The organism is Actinomadura madurae, assembly GCF_900115095.1.
GTDB lineage: Bacteria > Actinomycetota > Actinomycetes > Streptosporangiales > Streptosporangiaceae > Spirillospora > Spirillospora madurae.
Genome location: NZ_FOVH01000013.1, coordinates 116837 through 138768 on the forward strand (window position 1 = coordinate 116837; position 21932 = coordinate 138768).

10 protein-coding genes are annotated in these 21932 nt (G+C 76.0%); 7 read left to right on the forward strand and 3 right to left on the reverse strand.

Annotated features, from left to right (window positions below):
• The first annotated feature begins 10 nt into the window (after positions 1-10).
• Genes BM339_RS31380 through BM339_RS31405 form a run of 6 tightly spaced genes read left to right on the forward strand, consistent with a single transcriptional unit; the run spans position 11 to position 19099 of the window.
• The gene (locus BM339_RS31380; protein WP_075023214.1) at positions 11-967 is read left to right on the forward strand and encodes an ABC transporter permease; all 957 of its coding nucleotides are present in this window, start codon (positions 11-13) and stop codon (positions 965-967) included.
• Positions 964-3303: an ABC transporter ATP-binding protein/permease gene (locus BM339_RS31385; protein ID WP_143118680.1), complete on the forward strand. Its 2340-nt coding sequence runs from the start codon at positions 964-966 to the stop codon at positions 3301-3303. The genes BM339_RS31380 and BM339_RS31385 overlap by 4 nt, the downstream gene beginning before the upstream one ends.
• Positions 3296-11695: a non-ribosomal peptide synthetase gene (locus BM339_RS31390; RefSeq protein WP_075023216.1), complete on the forward strand. Its 8400-nt coding sequence runs from the start codon at positions 3296-3298 to the stop codon at positions 11693-11695. The genes BM339_RS31385 and BM339_RS31390 overlap by 8 nt, the downstream gene beginning before the upstream one ends.
• Positions 11692-17232 (forward strand): non-ribosomal peptide synthetase, encoded by a 5541-nt coding sequence (locus BM339_RS31395; protein ID WP_177287830.1) that lies wholly within the window; start codon positions 11692-11694, stop codon positions 17230-17232. Before BM339_RS31390 ends, BM339_RS31395 begins: the two co-directional genes overlap by 4 nt.
• Entirely contained in the window at positions 17229-18317 is a 1089-nt protein-coding gene (locus BM339_RS31400; RefSeq protein ID WP_075023217.1) for an NAD-dependent epimerase/dehydratase family protein, read from the forward strand. The genes BM339_RS31395 and BM339_RS31400 overlap by 4 nt, the downstream gene beginning before the upstream one ends.
• Positions 18314-19099, forward strand: coding sequence for a thioesterase II family protein (locus BM339_RS31405; protein WP_075023218.1), 786 nt, complete (start codon positions 18314-18316; stop codon positions 19097-19099). The genes BM339_RS31400 and BM339_RS31405 overlap by 4 nt, the downstream gene beginning before the upstream one ends.
• Before the next feature lie 25 nt (positions 19100-19124).
• On the opposite strand, the gene BM339_RS31410 is transcribed toward BM339_RS31405, so the two are convergent.
• Genes BM339_RS31410 through BM339_RS31420 form a run of 3 tightly spaced genes read right to left on the reverse strand, consistent with a single transcriptional unit; the run spans position 19125 to position 21120 of the window.
• Complete coding sequence (locus BM339_RS31410) at positions 19125-19859, reverse strand: ABC transporter permease (protein ID WP_075023219.1); 735 nt, start codon at positions 19857-19859, stop codon at positions 19125-19127.
• On the reverse strand, positions 19856-20575 hold the full coding sequence (locus BM339_RS31415; RefSeq protein WP_075023220.1) for an ABC transporter ATP-binding protein: 720 nt from the start codon (positions 20573-20575) through the stop codon (positions 19856-19858). The genes BM339_RS31410 and BM339_RS31415 overlap by 4 nt, the downstream gene beginning before the upstream one ends.
• Positions 20572-21120: a TetR/AcrR family transcriptional regulator gene (locus BM339_RS31420; protein ID WP_075023221.1), complete on the reverse strand. Its 549-nt coding sequence runs from the start codon at positions 21118-21120 to the stop codon at positions 20572-20574. Before BM339_RS31420 ends, BM339_RS31415 begins: the two co-directional genes overlap by 4 nt.
• A gap of 89 nt (positions 21121-21209) precedes the next feature.
• On the opposite strand from BM339_RS31420, the gene BM339_RS31425 reads away from it, so the two are divergent.
• The gene (locus tag BM339_RS31425; RefSeq protein ID WP_021593899.1) at positions 21210-21887 is read left to right on the forward strand and encodes a TetR/AcrR family transcriptional regulator; all 678 of its coding nucleotides are present in this window, start codon (positions 21210-21212) and stop codon (positions 21885-21887) included.
• Positions 21888-21932: the final 45 nt, after the last annotated feature.

A 21932-nucleotide genomic window follows, 5' to 3' on the forward strand; every position in this document is an offset into this window, starting at 1 on the left:
GGACGGGGAGATGCGGGACTTCGCGCTGCGCCGGCTGGCCGCCGCGCCGCCGGTGGTGCTGGCCGTGTCGTTCGCGGTGTTCATGGCGATGTACTGGCTGCCGGGCGACGGCATCCGTGGCGGGCGGCTGCCCGCCACCGCGACGGACGCGCAGGTGGCGGCCGAGCGCGCGCGGCTCGGCCTGGACCGGCCAGTCCTCGAGCGCTACGCCCGCTGGCTCGCGGACGCGCTGCACGGCGACCTCGGGCACAGCTGGACCAGCGGGCGCCCGGTCACCGCGATGCTGGGCGGCGCGCTCGGCAACACCGCCTGGCTGATGGCCGCGACGCTGGCGGTGACGGTGCCCCTCGCGCTCGGCCTCGCTCTGTGGTGCGGGCTGCGGCCCGGCGGCCTGGTCGACCGCGCCGTCCTCGCCGTCTGCGCGCTGGGCGTCGCGGTGCCCGGATTCGTGGTCGGCATCGGGGTGTCGCTCGTGTTCGCGGTCCGGCTCGGCTGGTTCCCGGCGCTGTCGAGCCCGGACCGGGCCCGGCCGCTGCCCGCGCAGCCCGCCCTGCTGGCGCTGCCCGTCACGGTGCTGGCGCTCGGCCTCGCCGGATACCTCGTGCAGGTCGTCCGCGCGCAGGTCGTGACGGTCGCCGCGGCCGAGTACGTCGAGGCCGCCCGGCTGCGCGGGGTGCGGCCGGCGCGGCTCGTCCGCCGGCACCTGCTGCCCGGCCTGCTGCCCGTCGCGGCGCAGCTCGTCGCGCTGTCGGCGATCGGGCTGGTCACCGAGACGGTGGTGGTGGAGAACGTCTTCACCTTCCCCGGCGCGGGGTCGCTGCTGCGGACCGCCACGGCGGACCGGGACATGCCCGTCGTGCAGGGCATCGCCGTCGTGCTGGCGCTCGTCGTGGTCGTCGCGAACGTCCTCGGCGAGCTGTGCGCCCGGCTGCTGGACCCGGCCGGGCGCGGGCGGGCCGCCGGATGAGGCCGCGCAGGCGCGTGGTGTGCTCCGCCCCCGCCGCCGGAACGGTCCTGCTGGCCGTGCCGGTCGCGGTGGCCGTGGCCGGGCCGTGGCTGGCGCCGCACGATCCGGTCGCGACGTCCGCGCACGTGCTGGCGGCGCCGCATGCCGGCGCGTGGCTCGGCACCGACCATCTCGGCCGGGACGTGCTGAGCCGCGTGCTGGCCGGAGGACGCGGCCCGGTCGGCGTGGCGTTCGGGGCCCTGGCGGTGGCCGAGGTGATCGGCGTGGCCCTCGGCCTGGCCGCCGGGCAGTCCCGCCGCGCCGGCCGGGCCGCCGTCCTCGGCGTCGCCGAGGTGTTCCTCGCCGTCCCGTCGCTGCTGCTCCTCGCGGCCCTGGTCGCCGGGTTCGGACGGTCCTGGACCCTGCTGCTCGCGGCGTCGGTCATCGTGATGGTGCCCTCGCTGATCCCGGTGATCGCGACGCGCACCACGGCGCTCGCGGGGCGGCCGTGGGCGCTGGCCGCGCTGCTGGCGGGGGAGCGGCGCGGCGCGCTGCTGCGCCGGGAACTGCTGCCGAACCTGTGGCCGGTGATCGCCGCCGACGCCGGCATCCGCCTGCTGACCGCCGTGTTCATGGTCTCCACGGCCGGCTTCCTCGGCTTCGGGCCGCGCCCGCCCGCGCCGGACTGGGGACTGATGATCTTCGAGGCGCGGGCGACGATGGGACTGCAGCCCTGGCCGGTGATCGCGCCCGCGCTGCTCATCGCCTGCTTCGCGCTCGGCGCCAACCTGCTCGCCCACCACGGCGTCGCCCGCACCGGGGGACGTCCGGGGCGCCCCCTCTCCGCGTCCGCGCCCGTGCCGGCGCCCGTACCGGCCGCCGCGCGGCCCGCCGGCGCCGGGACGGTGGCGGAGATCCGCGGCCTCACCGTCGTGGACGCCGGGGGCCGCGCGGTCCTGGACGCCGCCGACCTCGCCGTCCCCCGCGGCGGCGCCGTCGCCATCGTCGGACCGTCCGGGGCGGGCAAGAGCACGCTCGGCCTGGCGCTCCTCGGACACGTCCGGGCCGGTCTCGGCGTCACGGCCGGAACGGTGACGGTGGACGGGACGGACCTGATCGGCGCGTCCCCGGCGGAACTGCGGGCGGTGCGGCGGAGCACCGTCCGGCACGTCCCCCAGGACCCGGCGGCGGCGCTGACCCCCACCATGCGCGCCGGGCGGCTGCTCGCCGAAGCGCTGGAGGGCACCGGCGCCGACGCGTCACCGGCCGCCGCGAAGGCGCTGCTCGACCTGGTCCGGCTGCCGACCGGCCGCGGCTTCCTGCGGCGGCGCCCGCACGAGCTGTCCGGCGGGCAGCGGCGGCGGCTCGCGCTGGCCATGGCCCTCGCCGGGCGCCCCCGGCTCATCGTGCTGGACGAGCCGACCGCCGGCCTCGACCCGCGCACCCGCGACGAGGTGCTCGCCGAACTCGGCCGGGTGCGGGCCGCGACCGGCTGCGCCCTCGTCATGATCACGCACGACCCGCTCGCCGCCGCCCGGCTGTGCGAGCGGACCGTGGGCCTGCGGGCGGGGCGCACCGCGATCCTCGCCGAGGCTCCGGCGGCGGGACCCGTGACCGGCCCGTCCTCCGCGCCCCGGAACGGGGACGGCCCCGCCCTGCTGAGCGTCCGCGCTCTCGGCGCCTCCTACACCCGCTCCGGCGGCGCCGCACTGCGCGGCGTCGACCTCGACGTCGCGGCCGGCGAGTGCGTGGCGGTGCTCGGCCCGTCCGGCGCGGGCAAGACGACCCTCGCCCGCTGCGTCACCGGGCTGCTGCCGCCCGAATCCGGGACGGTGCTGCTCGACGGGCGGCCGCTCGCCGGGACCGCCGCCCGCCGCCCGCCCGGCCAGCGCCGCCGCATCGCCCTGGTCTTCCAGGACCCCGACACCAGCCTCAACCCGGCGCACACGGTCGGCGCGCTGCTGGCCCGCCCCGCCGCGCTGCGCGGCGCGGACGGCGCCGCCGAGGCGATCGCGCTGCTCGACGAGGTCGGGCTGCCCCGCGGCCACCGGCACCGCCGGCCGGCCGAGCTGTCCGGCGGCGAGCGGCAGCGCGTCGCCATCGCCCGCGCCCTCGCCGCCCGCCCGCACGTCCTCGTCTGCGACGAGGTCACCTCCGCGCTCGACCCCGGCACGACCGCCGGGATCTGCGCCCTGCTCGACGCGGCCCGCGCCCGCCACGGCCTCGCCCTGCTGGTCGTCACGCACGACCTCGCGGTGGCCCGGCGGCTGGCGCACCGGGTCGCCGTGCTCGACTCCGGCCGGATCGTCCGGCTGGGTCCCGCCGCCGTGCTCGCGAAGGAGACACCCCATGGCTGAAGCGACCTTCGACCAGCAGTTCGCCCCCGCGCAGGACACGACCGCGCCGGCGCACCACGCCGCCTGGTTCCGCGACACGGCCGCCGGGCGCCTCGGCCTGGCGCCCGCCGACCTCGGCGACGACGCCGACCCGATCATGCTCGGATTCGACTCGATCACGACGATGGCGCTGGTCGGCGCGTGCCGCAGGCGCGGCGTCCGGGTGACGTTCGCGGAGCTGGCCGAGCGCCGCACGTTCGGCGAGTGGACCGCGCTCGTCGCCGAGCGCGCCGGGCCGGGCTCCGCCGCACCGCCCCGCGTCCGGCACGTGGAGGTGGACGAGTCGGAGCCGTTCGACCTGGCGCTCATGCAGCACGCGTACTGGGTCGGCCGGGCCGACGAGCAGGAGCTGGGCGGGGTCTCCACCCACTTCTACAACGAGTTCGACGGCCGCGGCGTCGACCCCGGCCGGCTGGAGGGAGCGGTCCGGGCGCTGCTGGACCGGCACGCCATGCTGCGCGTGTCGTTCCTCGACGACGGCCGCCAGCGGATCCTGCCGGCGAGCCCGTGGCCCGGCCTGACCGTGCACGACCTGCGGGACCTGCGCGACGAGGCCGTCACCGCGCGCCTGGAGGAGATCCGGGACGCGCTGTCGCACCGCATGCTGCGCATCGCCGACGGGGAGGTCTTCGACGTCCGGCTGTCGCTGCTGCCGGGCGGGCGCACCCGCGTCCACGTCAACCTCGACATGCTCGCCGCCGACGCGGTCAGCTTCCGCACCCTGACGGCCGACCTCGCGGCCCTCTACGAGGATCCCGGCCGGTCCCTCCCGCCGCTGAGCTACGGCTACCCGAGCTATCTCGCCGACCGGCGCGCCCGCGACGCCGACCCGGACGGCGAGAGCGCCGCCGAGCGCGCCCGCGCCCGCGACTGGTGGCGCGCCCGGCTGCCGGAGCTGCCCGGCCCGCCCGAGCTTCCGGCCGGGGACCTCGCCAGGGAGGCCGGGACCGCCGAGGGCCGCCCGCGCCCCCGCGTGACCCGCCGCCACCACTGGCTCGGACCGGACGCCAAGGCGCGGCTGACCGACCGGGCGCGGGCCCACGGCATCACGACCGCGATGGCGCTCGCGGCGGTGTTCGCCGAGACGCTCGGCGCGTGGTCGGCCGACCCGCGGTTCCTGCTGAACCTGCCGCTCTTCGACCGCGAGGAGCTCCACCCGGACGTGCCGCTGCTGGTGGGCGACTTCTCCAGTTCCCTGCTGCTGGCCGCCGACGTCTCCGCCCCCGCGACCTTCACCGAGCGCGCGAGCGCCCTCCAGGACGAGCTGCGGCAGGCCATCGCCCACGCCGCCTACCCCGGCATCGAGGTGCTGCGGGACCTGTCCCGCCTCTCCGGCGGCGAGCGGGTGCTGGCACCCGTCGTCTACACCAGCGCCCTCAACCTCGGCGAGCTGTTCGCCGACGGGGTGCGGCGCTGCTTCGGCGACCCGGCCTGGATCATCTCGCAGGGCCCGCAGGTGCGGCTGGACGCCCAGGTCACCGAGCTGGACGGCGGCATCCTGGTCAACTGGGACGTCCGCGACGAGGCGTTCCCGCCGGGCGTGATCGACGCGATGTTCGGCGCGTTCCGCGACCTCGTGGACCTGCTCGCCACCGACGAGGCCGCCTGGACCCGGCCCGTCCCGGACCCGCTGCCCGCCGGGCAGCGCGCCGTCCGCGACGCCGCCAACGACACCGCCGCGCCGCAGCGGCGGACGCTCCTGCACGAGGGCCTCTTCGACGGCGCCGCCGCGCACCCGGGCCGCCCGGCGCTGCTGTGGGACGGCGGCGAGATGACCTACGGCGACCTCGCCGGACGGGCGCTGAGCATCGCCGCCGCCCTCCACGCGGCCGGCCTGCGCCCCGGCGGAACCGCCGCCGTCACCCTGCCGAAGGGCCCGGACCAGGCGGTCGCCGTCCTCGGCGTGCTCGCGGCCGGAGGCGTCTACGTCCCGGTCGGCGTCGAGCAGCCCGGCGCCAGGCGCGCCGCCGTGCACGCCTCCGGCGGCATCGGCTGGGTGCTGACCGACGACGCCGCGCGGATCCCGGATGACCTGCCCGGATCGCCGCGGGTCCTGGAACTGGCCGCCTGCCTCGCCGTCCCGCCCGCGCCCGCACCGGCCGACGTCTCCCCGGACGATCCGGCGTACGTGCTGTTCACCTCCGGGTCGACCGGGGTCCCCAAGGGCGTGGAGATCACCCACCGGGGCGCGGCCAACACGATCGAGGACCTCAACGACCGCTTCGGCGTCGGCCCTGACGACCGGGTGCTCGCCGTGTCGTCGCTGAACTTCGACCTGTCGGTCTACGACGTCTTCGGGCTGCTCGCGGCCGGGGGAGCCGTCGTGGTCCCGGGCGAGGACGACCGCCGCGACGCCGAGCGCTGGCTGGGGCTGATGGACCGGCACCGCGTCACCGTCTGGAACACGGTGCCGGTGCTGTTCGACATGCTGCTCACCGCCGCCGAGGCCCCGGGCGCGCCGCGCGGCGCCGTGCGGCGGCTCGCGCTGGTGATGCTCGGCGGCGACTGGGTGGGTCTCGACCTGCCCGGACGGCTCCGCGCCCTGGCACCGGACTGCCGCTGCACCGTCCTCGGCGGCGCCACCGAGGCGTCCATCCAGTCGGTGCTGTACGAGGTGGGCGAGGTCGACCCGCGCTGGCGCTCCATCCCGTACGGGCGGCCGCTGCGCAACCAGCGCGTCCGGGTCGCCGACGCGCAGGGCCGCGACCGTCCCGACCTCGTCCCCGGGGAGCTGTGGATCGGCGGCGCCGGCGTCCACGGCCGCTACCGGGGCGACGACGCGCTGACCGCCGACCGGTTCGTCGAGCACGGCGGCGAGCGCTGGTACCGGACCGGCGACCGGGTCTGCCGGCTCCCGGACGGGAACCTGGAGATCCTCGGCCGCACCGACTTCCAGGTCAAGATCGCCGGCAACCGGATCGAGCCCGGCGAGGTCGAGGCCGCGGTCCGCGCCCACCCGGCGGTGCGCCGCGCCGTCGCCGCCGTGGTGGCCGACGAGGGCGGCACGCCGCGGCTGCGCGCCATGGCCGCGATCGGCGACGCCCCCGCCACCGGGGACCTCGCCGAGGAGATCCGGGCCGGCTGCGCCCGGTCGCTGCCGCCCGCGATGCTCCCGGAACTGGTCCTGCCGGTCGCCGAGCTCCCCCTCACGCCGGGCGGGAAGGTCGACCGGCGGGCCGTCCGCGCCGCCTTGGCCGCGCCGCCCGCCCTGCGGGCCGGCGACCGGCACGACCGGTTCGACGCGCCGCGGGGGCCGATGGAGGAGGCCGTGGCCTCGCTGTGGGCCGACCTGCTCGGCACCGGTCCCGTCGCCCGCGGCGACGACTTCTTCCGGCTCGGCGGCGACAGCCTGTCCGCCACCCGCTCGGTGTCCCGGCTGCGCGAACGCGTCCTGCCCGACGGGGCCCGGATCGGCGGTGTGGAACTCGGCGCCCTGCTGCGCACCCGGACCGTCGCCGCGTTCGCCGCGACGCTGCGCCCCGAGGCCGGCGACGGCGCCGCGCCCGCCCCGGCCCTCGTCGCCGACCCCGCGAATCGGGGCGAGCCGTTCCCGCTGACCGACGTCCAGCACGCCTACCTGCTCGGCCGCGACGCGAGCCTCCCGCTCGGCGGCATCGGCGCCAACTTCTACCTCGAACTCGACGGCGCCGGGCTGGACGTCGCGCGCTTCACCCGCGCGTGGGACCGGCTCATCGCCCGGCACGAGATGCTCCGCGCCGTGGTCGCCGACGGCCGCCAGCGCATCCTGCCGGTGCCGGAGGTGCCCGGCCTCACCGTGCGGACCTGGGCGGCGGCCGACGCCGACGCGGCCCGGCGACTGCTGCGGCCCCTGCGGGATCGGACGTTCGACCCGGCGTGCTGGCCGCTGTTCGCCGCCGAGGTCGTCCGGTACGGGACGGGACGGGTCCGCGTCGGCATCAACCTCGACCCCATCGTGTTCGACGGGCTCAGCGTCAAGACCCTCATGGCCGAGCTGGCCCGGATCTACGCCGACCCGGACGCCGCCCTTCCCGAGATCGGGCCGTCGTTCCGCGACTACGTGCTCAGCGTCCGTCCCGGCGCCGCCGAGCGCACGGCGGCCGAGGCGTACTGGTACGGCCGCCTGGACGAGCTGCCGCCCGGGCCGATGCTGCCGCTCGCGGCCGACCCGGCGACGCTCGGCCCTCCCCGGTTCACCCGGCACGCCCGCACGCTCCCGGCCGACGCGTGGGCGCGGATCAAGGACCGGGCCCGCGAGCACGGGCTGACGCCCTCGTCGGTCCTGCTGACCTGCTTCGCCGAGGTGCTGTCGCGGTGGAGCGCCGAACCGGACCTCACCCTCAACCTGACGCTGTTCGACCGCCGCGACGTCCATCCCGACATCGAGCGGGTGGTCGGCGACTTCAGCTCGCTGATCCTGCTGGCCTACCGGCCGGGGCCGGGCACCTGGCTCGACCTCGCGCGCGAGACGCAGGAGCAGCTCGCCCGCGACATCGAGCACCGCGCGGTGTCGGCCGTGGAGGTGCAGCGCCGCCTCGCCCGGCGGGTCGGGGTCGGCGCGGCGGTCGCCCCGGTCGTGTTCACCAGCACGCTCGGCGCGGGCGGCGGCCTGTTCGACGGCGCCGGCGGCGACTTCCCCGCGTTCGTCGGCGGCGGTTCGCAGACGCCGCAGGTGTGGCTCGACCACCAGGTCGTCGAGCAGCACGGCGACCTGCTGCTGAGCTGGGACGTCGTCGAGAAGCTGTTCCCGGACGGCCTGATCGGCGACATGTTCGCCGCCTACCTCGCGCTGCTGGACCTCCTCGCCGACCCGGCGACCGCGGACGCCTGGAAGCGGCCCGTCCCCGACCTGCGTCCGTCCGGGCAGGTCGAGGTGCGGGAGCGGGTGAACGCGACGGCGGGGCCGGTGCCGGAGGGGTTGTTGCATGGCGGGTTCTTCCGGTGTGCGGCGAGGGGTCCGGGGCGGGTGGCGTTGCTGTGGGGTGGGTCGGGGTCGATGACGTATGGGGAGTTGTCGGCGAGGGCGCTTGGTGTGGCGGGTGTGCTGCGGGGGTGTGGTGTGCGTCCGGGCGACACGGTGGCGGTGTGCTTGCCGAAGGGTCCGGATCAGGTGGTGGCGGTACTGGGGGTGCTGGCCGCCGGGGCGGCGTATCTGCCGGTCGGTGTCGATCAGCCGCCCGCCCGCCGCGACCGCATCCTCGCTGGAGGTGATGCCCGCTGGGCGCTCACCGAGGGCTCCTCGGAATGGCCGCCCGGTGTCGAACCGATCAGCGTCGGCGAGACCCGGAACGCCCCAGCCCTCCAGGCACCGGTCGAGGTCTCCGCCGACATGACCGCCTATGTGGTGTTCACGTCGGGTTCGACGGGTGAGCCGAAGGGTGTGGAGATGACGCACCGGGCGGCGTTGAACACGGTGGAGGACATCAGCGCCCGGTACGGGGTGGGCTCGGATGACCGGGTGCTGGCGGTGTCGGCGCTGGATTTCGATCTGTCGGTGTACGACGTGTTCGGTCTGCTGGGCTCCGGTGGGGCGTTGGTGTTGGTGGAGGAGGGCGCACGGCGCGATCCTGAGCGCTGGCATGAGCTGGTGGCGCTGCATCAGGTGACGGTGTGGAACACCGTGCCGGTGCTGTTCGAGATGTTCCTCACCGCCGCCGCCTGGCAGCCCGCCGCACCGTTCGACACCCTGCGCCTGGTCCTGGTCTCCGGCGACTGGGTCGCCGTCGACCTCCACGAACGGCTTCGGGCACTGGCACCGGACTGCCAGCTGATCGCGCTCGGCGGCGCGACCGAAGCCGCGATCTGGTCCAACCACCACGAGATCTCCGACGGCCTCCCCGAAGGCTGGCCCTCGGTTCCGTACGGGACGCCGTTGCGCAGCCAGTGTTTCCGGGTGGTGGACGCGCATGGCCGTGACTGTCCCGACTGGGTGCCGGGCGAGTTGTGGATCGGCGGTGCCGGGGTGGCGCGGGGGTATCGCAACGATCCGGTGCGGACGGCCGAGCGGTTCCCGCTGCATGATGGCCGTCGCTGGTACCGGACCGGCGACCTGGGTCGCTACCGTCCCGGCGGGCTGCTGGAATTCCTGGGCCGTACCGACCACCAGGTCAAGGTCCGCGGCCACCGCATCGAGCTCGGCGAGATCGAGGCCGCGCTGCGTACGCACAAGGCGGTCGGCCAGGCCGTCGTGACCGCGCCCGGCGAACGGGGCGCGCGGCGGCTGGTGGCCTTCGTCCGGGCCGCGGACGGCGCCGACCTCCCGGAACCCGCCGAGCTGCGCGACCACCTCGCCGGACGCCTGCCCGCGCACTCCGTCCCGGCCGCGATCGTCCCGGTCGACGCGTGGCCGGTCACCGCCAACGGCAAGATCGACCGTGCCGCGCTCCACCGGACGGCGGGGGAGACCGCCCCCGGCTCCGCCCGGCCGCGGGGCGCGACCGAGGAGCTGGTCGCGGCGCTGTGGAGCGAGGTCCTCGGCGTGGCCGGCGTCGGCCGCGACGACGGCTTCTTCGCCCTCGGCGGCGATTCGCTGCTCGGCACCCGCCTGCTCGGGCGGCTGCACGAGCACGGCATCGACGCCGAGCTCGCCGACCTGTTCGGACGTCCCGTCCTGCGCGACTTCTGCGCCGGGCTGACCCGGTCGGGCGGCGTCGGCCCGGCGGCCCCGCCGAAGGTCGTGCCCGATCCCGCCCGCGAGCACGAGCCGTTCGAGGCGACCGACGTGCAGCGGGCGTACTGGGTGGGGCGCCGCCCCGGCCTCGCGCTCGGCGGCGTCGGCGCGCACTACTACAGCGAGTTCGACGGCGAGGACGTCGACGTCCCGCGCCTGGAACGCGCCTGGAACCTGCTGATCGCCCGGCATGCCGAGCTGCGGTCGGTGTTCACCCCGGACGGCCGCCAGCGGTTCCTGCCCGCCGGCTCCGTCCCGCCCCTGGTCATCCGCACCCACCGGGTCGCCGACAACGCCTCGGACGCGCAGGTCCAGGCGGTCCTGGACGGACTGCGGGAATGGATGTCGCACCAGGTCATGGACCCCGAGCGGTGGCCGCTGTTCGACGTGCGCGCCGTCCGCTACCGGCGCGGCGGCCGGGTCCGCACCCGCGTCGCGGTCGGGCTGGACAACATCGTGCTCGACGGGCTCAGCATGATGATCGTCTTCTCCGAGCTGGAGGAGCTGTACCGGGACCCGGCGGCGGAGCTGCCCCCGCGCGCCCTGACGTTCCGCGACTACCGGACGCAGGTCCGGCCCGACCCCGGCGCGGAGCGGGCGGCGCGCGAGTACTGGCTGGACCGCCTGGACGACCTGCCGCCCGGCCCGCTCCTGCCCCTGCGCGCCGACCCGTCCGCCATAGAGCGGCCCCGGTTCGTCCGCCGCGAGGTCCGCGTCCCCGCCCGGGTGTGGGGCGCGGCCAAGGACCGCGCCCGCGCCCATGACCTCACCCCCGCGGCGCTGCTGCTCGCCTGCTACGCCGAGGTGCTGTCGCGGTGGAGCGCGCACCCCGACCTGACGGTCAACCTGACGCTGTTCGACCGCCGCGACGTCCATCCCGACATCGGCGCCATCCTCGGCGACTTCACCTCCCTGCTCCTGCTGGAGTACCGCACCCGCCCCGGCGACACCCGGCTCGCCCGCGCGCACCGGCTGCGCGACCGGCTCGCCCGCGACCTCGGCCACCGCGACGTGTCGGCGGTCTGGGTGCTGCGGGAGCTGGCCCGGCGCGGCGGCACCCCGCCGGGGACCGCCGCGGGCGGCGCCCCGGTCGTGTTCACCAGCGGGCTCGGGATCGCCGGCGGCCGGTCCATCGACCCGCCGCCCTGGTTCCCGGCGCGGATCTGGGGCGTGTCGCAGACCCCGCAGGTGTGGCTGGACCAGCAGGTGTCGGAGGCCGCGTCCGGCGACCTCGTCGTGAACTGGGACTGCGTCGCCGACCTGTTCGACGCCGGGACCGTGGACGCGATGTTCGCCGCCTACCGCGAGCTGATCGAGCTGGCCGCGACGGACGCGTGGGCGGGCTCGGAGCCCGGCCCGTCCGCCGGGGTCACCACGCGGGCGGCGATCCCGGCCGTCCCGCCCGAGGACCGGCACGTGCCCGAAGCGGCCGCCGAACAGGACGCGCCACCCGACGGCGAGACCGAACGGGTGCTCGCGGAGATCTGGCGCGACCTGCTCGGAGTCCGCGACATCGGCCGCTTCCACGACTTCTTCGTCCTGGGCGGCGACTCCCTGCTCGCCACCCGGATGCTGGCGGCCGTCCACCGCCGCCTCGACACCGACCTGACCCTGCGGGAGTTCTTCGCCGGCCCGACGATCGCCGAGGCCGCCGCGCTGTGCGCGCCCCTGGCGCCCGCCGAGACCGAGGAGGGGGAGCTGTGACGACCACACCGGACACGACCAATACACCGGACACGACCAATACACCGGACACGACCAAGACACCGGACACCGCACGCCAGGACGTCGGCCGGTTCATCGCCGAGCTGGAGGACGCCGGCGTCCGGCTGTGGGCCGACGGCGACCGGCTGCGGTTCCGCGCCCCCAAGGGCGTGATGACCGAGGAGCGGCGCAACGCAGTCCGCGACCGGCGCGCCGCCGTCCTGGACCACCTGCGGCGCGATGCGCTGCCCGCCGCGGTGCCCGACCCGGACTCCCGGCACGAGCCGTTCCCGCTGACCGACGTGCAGGCCGCCTACCTCATCGGCCGGCACGACGCCTTCGACCTCGGCGGCGTCGGCTGTCACAGCTACCTCGAACTGGCGTTCCCCGAACTCGACGCCGGACGGGTGGAGGCGGCGTGGCGGCGGGTCGTCGAGCGCCACGCGATGCTGCGCGCCGTCGTCCACCGGGACGGCCACCAGCGGGTCCTCACGGACGTCCCGCCGTACCGGGTCGCCGTCGCCGACCTGCGGGCCACCGCACCGGACGAGGCGCGCGGCGCCCTCGAACGGGCCCGCGAGGAGATGGCGCATCGCGTGTACGACCCCGAACGCTGGCCCCTGTTCGACCTTCGAGTCACGCTGTGCCCGGAACGCGCGGTCCTGCATCTGTCGATCGACATGCTGGTCGCCGACTTCGTCAGCGTGCAGATCCTCCTGGCCGACCTCGACCGCTTCTACACCGACCCGGATGCCCCGGCGCCCTCTCTGGAGCTGGGCTTCCGCGACTACATCGTCGCCGAGCGGAGCCTGCGGCACGGCCGGCGGTACGAGCGGGACCGCGACTACTGGTGGTCGCGCGTCGACGCCCTCCCGCCCGCGCCCGAACTGCCGCAGGCCGGCGACGGAGCCCCGGTCCCCGGAACGGACGGCGAGGACCGCGCCGGTACGGCCGTGCGCTTCCGGCGCCACACGTGCACGCTGGCGCCGCCGGAGTGGGAGCGGCTGAAGGAGGCGGCGAGGGAGGCGGGAGTGACCGCCTCGGGCGCCGTGCTCGCCGCCTACGCCGAGGTGCTGCTGCGATGGAGCCGCCGCCCCCGGTTCACGCTGAACCTCACGATCAACGGCCGGCTGCCGCTGCACGATCAGGTGGACGCGCTGGTCGGCGACTTCACCGCCGTCGTCCCGCTGGAGGTGGACGGCTCGGCGGACGTCCCGTTCGCCGAGCGGGCGCGTGCGCTGGCGGCGCGGCTGTTCGAGGACCTGGACCACCGGGCCTGCTCGGGCGTCGAGGTGCTGCGCGAGGTCGCGCGGCGGCGGGGCAGGGCGGAGGCGCTCATGCCGGTGGTCTTCACCAGTGCCCTCGGCCTCGCCGGGGACGGCGCGGAACGCGGCGCGCTCACCGGTTCCGGCGAACTGCTGTACGGCATCAGCCAGACTCCCCAGGTCTGGCTGGACTGCCAGGTGATGGAGCACCGTGGTGCGCTGGTCGTGAACTGGGACGTCCGCGACGGCGTCTTCCCCGCCGGCGTGATCGAGGACGCGTTCGCCGCGTTCACGACCCTGCTCGCCGGGCTCGCCGGCGACGACCCGGCCGCGGTGTGGCGCTCCCCGTCGCCGGTCGAGCCGCCGGCCGAGCAGCGCCGCGTCCGGGCGGAGGCCAACGACACCGCCGGCCCGCTGCCGGACGGCCTCCTGCACGATCCGTTCCTCGCCCGCGCCCGGCTGCGGCCCGACCGCACCGCCGTCGTCACGGGCGGCGCGGCGCTCACCTACGGGGAGCTCGCCGCCCGCGCCTCCGGGATCGCGGCCACCCTGTCCTCTGGGCACCCGCCCTCCGGTGACGCCCCCGTCGCCGTCCTGCTGGACAAGGGCGCCGACCAGATCGCCGCGGTGCTCGGCATCCTCATGGCGGGCCGGGCCTACCTGCCCGTCGACCCGGGCCAGCCCGCGATCCGCCGTGACACGATCCTGGCGGACGCCGGCGTCACGGAGGCGATCACCGACCCGGACTCCGGCCGCGACCTGCCGCCGGGCGTCACCGCCGTGCACGCCGGAAACCCGGCGTCCGGCCCGCCCCCCGCGAGTTCCGCGGCGCCGGACGACACCGCGTACGTCATCTACACCTCGGGCTCGACCGGCCGGCCGAAGGGCGTCGTCATCACCCACCGCGCCGCCCGCAACACCGTCGACGACATCATGCGCGGGTCCGGGCTGGGACCGGACGACCGCGTCCTCGGCCTCGCCGGGCTCGGCTTCGACCTGTCGGTGTTCGACATCTTCGGCACGCTCGCGGCCGGCGGCGCGCTCGTCCTGCCCGAGCCGGGCCGCCGCGACCCCGCGCACTGGGCGCGGACCGCCGCCGCGCACGGCGTCACGATCTGGAACTCGGTGCCCGCCCAGCTCCGGATGCTCGCCGACCACCTCGAAACGGCCGGCGCCCGGCCGGACCTCTCCGCGCTGCGCCTCGCGCTGCTGAGCGGAGACTGGATCCCGGTGACGCTCCCGGACCGGATCCGGGACCTGCTGCCCGGCATCGAGCTGACCTCCCTCGGCGGCGCGACGGAGGCGTCCATCTGGTCCATCGCGTACCCGATCGGGCCCGTGCCGGACGGCTGGCGCAGCATCCCGTACGGGCTGCCGCTGACCAACCAGACCTTCCACGTCCTGGACGGGCACGGCCGCGACCGTCCCGACTGGGTGCCCGGAGAGCTGTACATCGGCGGCGCGGGCGTCGCGTCCGGCTACCTCGGCGACCCCGAGCGCACGGCCGAGCGTTTCGTCACGGTCCCGGGCAAGGAGGGGCGGCTGTACCGGACCGGGGACGTCGGCCGCTACCTGCCCGGCGGCGCCATCGAGTTCCTCGGCCGCGAGGACCTCCAGGTCAAGGTCCGCGGCCACCGCATCGAGCTGCCGGAGATCGAGGCGGCGCTGCTGTCGCATCCCGGGGTGGCGTCGGCGGCCGTGGTCGCCGCCGGCGAATCCGGCGGTGACCGGCGGCTCGCCGCCTACGTCGTGCCCGCCGCGGCCGCCGCACCGGAACGCGAGCCCGCGCCCGAGCTGGAGGAGACCGCCGCCGCGGACGCGGCCCGCGTGCTCGCGGGCACCGACCCGGACCGGGTCACCCGGTTCGCGGACGCGATGGACGAGGTCGCCCTGCTGTCGATGGCGCACGCGCTCCGCACCCTCGGCCTCTTCCGCGACGGCGCCGACGCCTACACCGACGGCGAGCTGGTGGCCGCGACCGGTGCCGCGCCCCGCAACCGGCGGGTCGTGCGCCGCTGGCTCCGGGTGCTGCTCGACAACGGCCTGCTCCGCCGGGACCCTCGCGGGCGCCTGCACGCCCTCACCCCCACCGACACCGCCACGCTCGCGGACGCGTGGACCCGGCTGACCGACGCGCAGCGCGGCCTGGACGACGGCGCCGCGCTGATCGCGTTCCTGCGGGCCTGCGCGGAGCGGCTGCCCGGACTCGTCCAGGGCCGCGAGAGCGCCCTGGCGCTGCTTTTCCCCGGCGGCGACGTGCGCACCGCCAACGCCGCCTACCGCGACAACCTGATCAGCCGGTACGCCAACCGCGCCGTCGCCTCCGTGCTGGCCGGCATCGCCGAGGCGCACCCGGGGCCGCTGCGGATCCTGGAGGTCGGCGCGGGCGTCGGCGGGACGACCGCCCACGTCGTCCCGGCCCTCGACGGGCACGACGTGGACTACCTGTTCACCGACCTGTCGCGGTTCTTCCTCGACGAGGCGCGCGAGGCGTTCGGCCGGTACCCGTGGATGCGGTACGGCCTGTTCGACATGAACACCGGCACCGCGGCGCAGGGCATGCGGCCCGGCTCGTTCGACGTCGTGCTGTGCGCCAACGTCCTGCACAACGCGCTGTCGGCGGACGAGGCCGTCGCCAGGCTGCGGGACCTGCTCGCGCCCGGAGGCCGGCTGGTCGTCATCGAGACCACGCGCGAGAACTACCAGGTCATGACCTCGATGGAGTTCCTCATGACCTTCGACGAGGCCGACCGCCCCGACTTCGCCGACGCGCGGCACGGCAAGGACCGCATCTTCCTGGACCGCGCCGAGTGGACGGCCGCGCTGCGCGGCGCCGGCGGCGAGGTCGAGGTGTGCCTGCCCGGCGATGCCGACCCGCTGGAACGCTTCGGCCAGACCGTCCTCACGGCCCGCTTCGGCGACCCCGCCGGGCTCCGGCTCGACCGCGCGGACCTGGCCCGGCACCTCGCCGAGCGGCTGCCCGAGTACATGGTCCCCGGCCGTATCGAGCCGCTGGAGGCGCTGCCCCTCACCGCGAACGGCAAGATCGACAGGGCGGCGCTGACCGGCCGGGCCGCGAGCGCGGCGGGCCCGTCCGGACCGTCCGGCGAACCGCCGCGCGACGCCCTGGAGCGCCGCCTCGCCGCGATCTGGGCGCGCGTCCTCGACGTGCCGGAGCCGGGACGCGACGACGACTTCTTCGCCCTCGGCGGCGACTCGCTGCTGCTGTCCCGGCTCACCGGCCTGCTGCGCGAGGAGCTTCCCGAGGCCGCCGCGCTGGAATGGGAGGACATCGTCCCCGCGCTGCTGGCCCGGCCCACGATCGCCGCCCTGGCCGGCTCGCTGCGTGCCGCGAAGCGCACGGCCTCGCCCGTGACGGTGCTCAGCGAGGCGCCCGCCGCGGGGAGGCGGACCTGCGTGCTCGTCCACGACGGCAGCGGCACGCTGCTGCCGTACCGGGCGCTCGTCGCCGAACTGTCGGGGACGCGCCCGCTCACCGGCATCGCACCGCCCGACCTGGACGCCTACCTTGCCCGCCCCAGGGAGTCCCTGATCGACGATCTCGCCGCCGAGTACGCCGCCGCCCTCGCCGCCGCGGCGCCGGGCCGCGTCGACGTGGTCGGCTACTGCATGGGCGGGATGATCGCCGCCGAGCTGGCCCGCCGGCTGCCCGCGCACGGCGTGGACGTGGGCTCCCTCACCGTGGTCAGCAGCCACCGGGTCCCGTACCTGGTGGACGAGCCCGCGCTCGTCGAGTACGGGCTCGCCCGCGTCCTCGGCGCCGACCCCGGCGCGGCCGGGCTGCCCGCGGACCCCGGGCCGCTGGGACGCGCCGTCCGCGCCGCCCTGGACGAGCATGACGGCCGCGTCCCCGAGGGATCTCTGGACGGGATCGCCGGGATCGCCGCCTACCGGGCCCGTCCGCCCGCCGAACGCGTCGCCGCCCTCGCCCGCGCCGCGCTGCCCGGCGAGGATCCCGGACCCGCGGCGGCGAGCATGGAACGCACGCTCGCCGTCTTCACCCACAGCGTCAACGCCGTCGCCCGCTGGACGCCCGAACCGTACGAAGGCGACATCACCGTCGTGCGGCAAATCTCCCGAGAGCCCTTCCTGCCGGGAGTCACCGACGAGCCGTCCGGCTTCTGGCGGACCCTGTGCGCCGGCCGGTTCTCGCTCGTGGACGTGCCGGGGGACCACTTCGGCTGCATGCGGCCGCCCAACGTGGAGGCCGTCGCCCGCGTGATCCGGCGGGCGGGGGAGGGCGCCCGGTGATCGGCGTCCTCGGCGCGACGGGCGCGGTGGGCCGCGCCGCCGTCCCGGGCCTGGCGGGGCTCGGGCTCCCGCTGCGGTGCGCCGCGCGCCGCCCGCCCGTCCCCGGCGACGGCACGTGGGCCGTGGACCTGCGGGACCCGGCCCGGCTCGCGGAGTTCTGCGCGGGCTGCCGGGTCGTCGTCAACTGCGCGGGCCCCTCCTACGAGGTGCTCGACACGGTCGCCCGCGCCGCGCTCGACGCCGGCGCCGACTACGTCGACCCCGCCGGGGACGACCCGCTGCACGCCCTGCTCGCCCCGCGCGACCTCGCCTCGCGCGGCAGGCGCGCGGTGCTGTCGGCCGGGCTGCTCCCCGGGCTGAGCGGCCTGCTGCCCCGGATGCTCGCCGGGCACGGGCAGGCCACCGGACTGCTCGCGTTCGCGGGCGGGCTCGCCCCGCTGACCCCCGCCGCCGCCCGCGACTTCCTGCTCAGCGCGAGCGCGGGCATCGGGGAGCCGCTCGCCGGCTGGTCCGGCGGCCGGCGGGCGCCCCGGTCGCTGCGGCCGGTCCGGGACGTGCGGCTGCCGTTCCTGCCCGGCGAGGCCACCGCCTACCCGTACCTGCCGACCGAGATCGAGCGGGCCGCCGCCCTGCTGGGGGTCCGGGAGGCGCGCTGGTACAACGTCTTCCCCACCGGACGGGCCGAACGGGTGCTGAGCGCGCTGTGGAACGGCGGCGTGCCCGACCTGGACGAGGCCGCCGCGCGGCTCATGGAGGCGATCCGGCTCGACCTCGCCGGGCGCGACCCCTACCACCGGATCGTCGTCCAGGCGTCCGGCCCGGCGGGCACCAGGACGCTCGTCGTCGCCTCCACCGACGGCTACGAGCCGGCCGCCGCCGTGACCGTCGCCGCCACCGCCGCCGTCCTCGGCGGCACCGTCCCCGCCGGGACGCACTACGCGGCCGGCGTGCTGGAGCCGTCCGAGGTGCACGCCCTGCTCGGCGGCCTGCCCGGCGTGACCCTCACCGAGGCCGGGCCGGAACTGCACCTCATCGACGTCGAAAGGGCCGGCGCGGGCCGCACGGTCGAGGAAGGAGACCTGTGACCGGCACGGAACCCGGCGGTCAGGACGACCGCTGGCTGCGCATCTACCGGCCGAGGCCGGACGCCGCCCTGCGGCTGGTCCTCCTCCCGCACGCCGGCGGGTCGGCGAGCTTCTACCGCTTCTGGCCCGGGCTGATGCCCGACAGCGTCGAGGTGGTCGCCGTCCAGTACCCCGGTCGCGAGGACCGGCTCGGCGACCCGCGCATCGACGACATGGACGACCTCGCCACCGCCCTGACCGGCGTGATCTCCCGCCAGGTCCGCGCCCCGTACGCCCTGTTCGGGCACAGCCTCGGCGCCGCCGTCGCCTACGAGACGGCCCGCCGCCTGGAGGACTCGGGGCCGGGGCCGGTCCATCTGCTGGCCTCCGGCCGCCACGCCCCGCAGGACTTCCGGCACGAGGACGTCCACCTGCGCGACGACGACGCTCTCGTCGCGGAGCTGACACGGCTCGGCGGGACGGCGGCGGTGCTGCTGTCCGAACCCGCCCTGCGCGAGATGGTCGTGCCGATCCTGCGCAACGACTACCGGCTGGCCGAGACGTACCGGTGCGCGGACCCCCGCCCGCTGCGCTGCCCCATTACCGCGGTCATCGGGGAACGCGACCCGGAGGTGACGCGAGCGGAGGCACGGCGATGGGAGCACCTCACGCGGGCGGCGTTCAAGCTCTGGGTCCTGCCCGGCGGCCACTTCTACCTCAGCACCGAGCGCCACGCCGCCGTCGACCGCGTCCTCCACGCACTCGGCCTCGCCGAAACCCCCACCTGGCCGTCGACCCCCTGACCCCGCTCAAGCCGTCGACGCCGTCCTAGTGGTCGGCTCGCCGCCACCAAGAGGCCGTGGCGGCGATGCCCGCCGCCGCCGTCGCGGCGCCGATGACCGGACCACTGACCGGAAAGGACGCTGTGCCGGTAAGGCCGCCGACCGTGGCGGGCAGCGCCCACGGGAACCAGGTGGCCGCGCCGAGGGTGGCGGCGGCGACGCCGCAGACGAGGAGCGCGATGGTCGCCGCGATGCCCGGGAGGTAACCGCGGCCCGCGCTGGCGGCGAGCGCCACCGGGAGCGTGAGGGCGACGGTGAGGGCGAGCAGCAGGACCAGGCCGGACACCCCATGGTGCGGGGTGCCGGACAGCCCGAGAAGGGTCCCCGTCGTGACCCAGGCGGCGGTCTGGAAGGCACCGAGCAGGATCAGCCAGCCCGTGGTGACGGCGAACTTGGCGAGGACGATCGCGGTGCGGGACGTGGGGAGAGCGAGGAGGTCCAGGACGGTGCGGTCGCTGAACTCGCGGCCGAACATCCAGGTGACCAGGATGCCGAAGAGCAGGAAGCCGCCCGCGGCGTCGATCTGCATGAGGGCGGTGCGGAAGCCGGGCCAGTCCGGGGTGATGCCCAGCGCTTGGGACTTCCCGCTCAGGGACGGGGTGTCGGAGGCGCCGGTGAACAGGGCGGCGAGCGCCACCGGGAGCAGGAACGCCGCGGCGGTGACCCAGGGGGCGCGGGACCGCAGGAACTTGGTGATCTCGGTGCGCAGCGCGGCGCTCATGCAGCCGCCTCCCGCCGATCGTCGGTCAGCAGGCGCAGGAAGACGTCCTCCAGGTCTTCGGCGCCGCAGGTGCAGCGGGGCAGGTCGGCGGCGGGGAACTCGGTCAGCATGCGGCCCCGGTCGATGACGCCGATGCGGTCGGCGGTGCGGGCGACCTCGGCGAGGATGTGGCTGGAGACCAGGATCGCCGTGCCGGACTGGTCGGCGAGGCGTCGCAGGATGCCGCGCAGTTCCACGATGCCGACCGGGTCGAGTCCGTTGGCCGGTTCGTCCAGGACGAGGACGTCGGGACGGTGCAGGACCGCCTTGGCCAGCCCCAGTCGCTGAGCATTGCCCAGGGACAGGGTTCCGGCGCGCTGATCGCGGTAGGAGGCCAGGCCGAGCAGCTCGATGGCGCGGTCGACGGCGTCGCGGTCGGGTTCGCGGCGCAGGCGGCGGGCGAGCTCCAGGTTCTCGCGGACGGTGAGGCCGGGATACGAGTGGGCGCCGTCGACGAGGTAGCCGACCCGGCTCCAGTCCTGCCCGTCCCTTCCGAACAGGCGTACCGTGCCGCTCGTCGGGCGGGTCATGCCGAGCAGCATCCGGATCGTGGTGGACTTGCCCGCGCCGTTGAGGCCGAGGAAGCCGTAGATCTGTCCGGGCTCGACGCGCAGGCTGAGCCCGTCCACGGCGGTGGTGCGCCGGTAGCGCTTGGTGAGGCGGTGCGTCTGGATCATCGGACGATCACCTCCAGGGCCTCGGCCATCACGGTGCGCAGGGCGGGACGGCCGCCGGCCTCGGTCCAGCGGGTCATCGCGGTGGTGGCGGCGGCCAGGCAGGCGCTCGCGGCGACCTGGACCTCGAAGGGGTCCTCGTCCGGAAGGGCGGCGGCGATGGCCTGCTGGGTGGTGTGGTTGTTCTCCCAGACCCGGGCCCGCAGCGCGGGGGTGTCGAGGATCAGCCGGGTCCGGGTGAGCAGGAGGTGCGGGTCGGGCGGCAGTTCGTCCAGGCCCTCCAGGATGCTCGTGGCGATGCGGCGCAGGAGCGGTTCGCCGGCCGGCCGCCGCCGGACCCGCTCGGCGATCAGCGGATCGTAGTCGTCCTCCATGACCAGGTGCTCCTTGGTGGGGAAGTGCCGGAACACGGTCATGGCGGAGACGTCGGCGGCCTCGGCCACCTCGGCGACCGTGGTGGTGTCGAAGCCGTTCTCGCAGAACAGGCGCATGGCCTGCTCCTGGATCGCCCGGCGCGTCCGTTCCCGCTTGGTCTCCCGCAAGCCCATGCGTTAGAGACTAGCAAGTGTTACTCACTAACACAAGAGCCTTTCTTGGATCCGTTGCTGATCATTGAACGAGTGTTTATATTGTTCTCGTGAGCACGAGGAGCGCGCCTTCGGCGGGCAGTGGCGACGCCGCCACCGCGATCCGCATCCGGGACGCCGCGATCGACCGGTTCGGCCGCGACGGGTTCTCCGTCGGGCTGCGGGCCATCGCCGAGGACGCGGCGGTGTCGCCAGGGCTGGTCGTGCACTACTTCGGGTCGAAGAAGGGCCTGCGGCGCGCGTGCGACGAGCGGGTGCGCGAGGTGATCGTCACTGAGAAGCGCGCGGCCGCGACCGACGGCACCGCCGCCGGGCTCCTGGCGCAGCTGGCCGACGTCGAGAGGTTCGCCCCCGTCGTCCTGTACGTGGTGCGGACGTTGCGCGAAGGCGGCGACCTGGCCGCCGACCTGTTCGAGGACATGGTCGAGGACGCGACGCGGTACTTGGAGGCGGGCGTCGAGGCCGGGGTGGTCCGGCCGAGCCGCGACCCGGCCGCCCGTGCACGGGTGATGGCGTACCAGGCGATGGGCGGCATGCTGATGTGGCTCACGACGCACCCGGAGCACGCCGACCCGGCGTCCTTCGGCAAGGCCCTGCGCGCCTATATGGAGGAGGTGACGGTCCCCATGCTCGAAGTGTTCACCGAGGGGCTCTACACCGACCGGTCACTCCTGGAGGAGTATCTCCTGTACGTCCCGGACCCGCCCCGCGACCGGTCCCGGGATTGACCCACCGCGCCATTTCACCGTCCCCCGGACGGTCCGCCGAGCAAA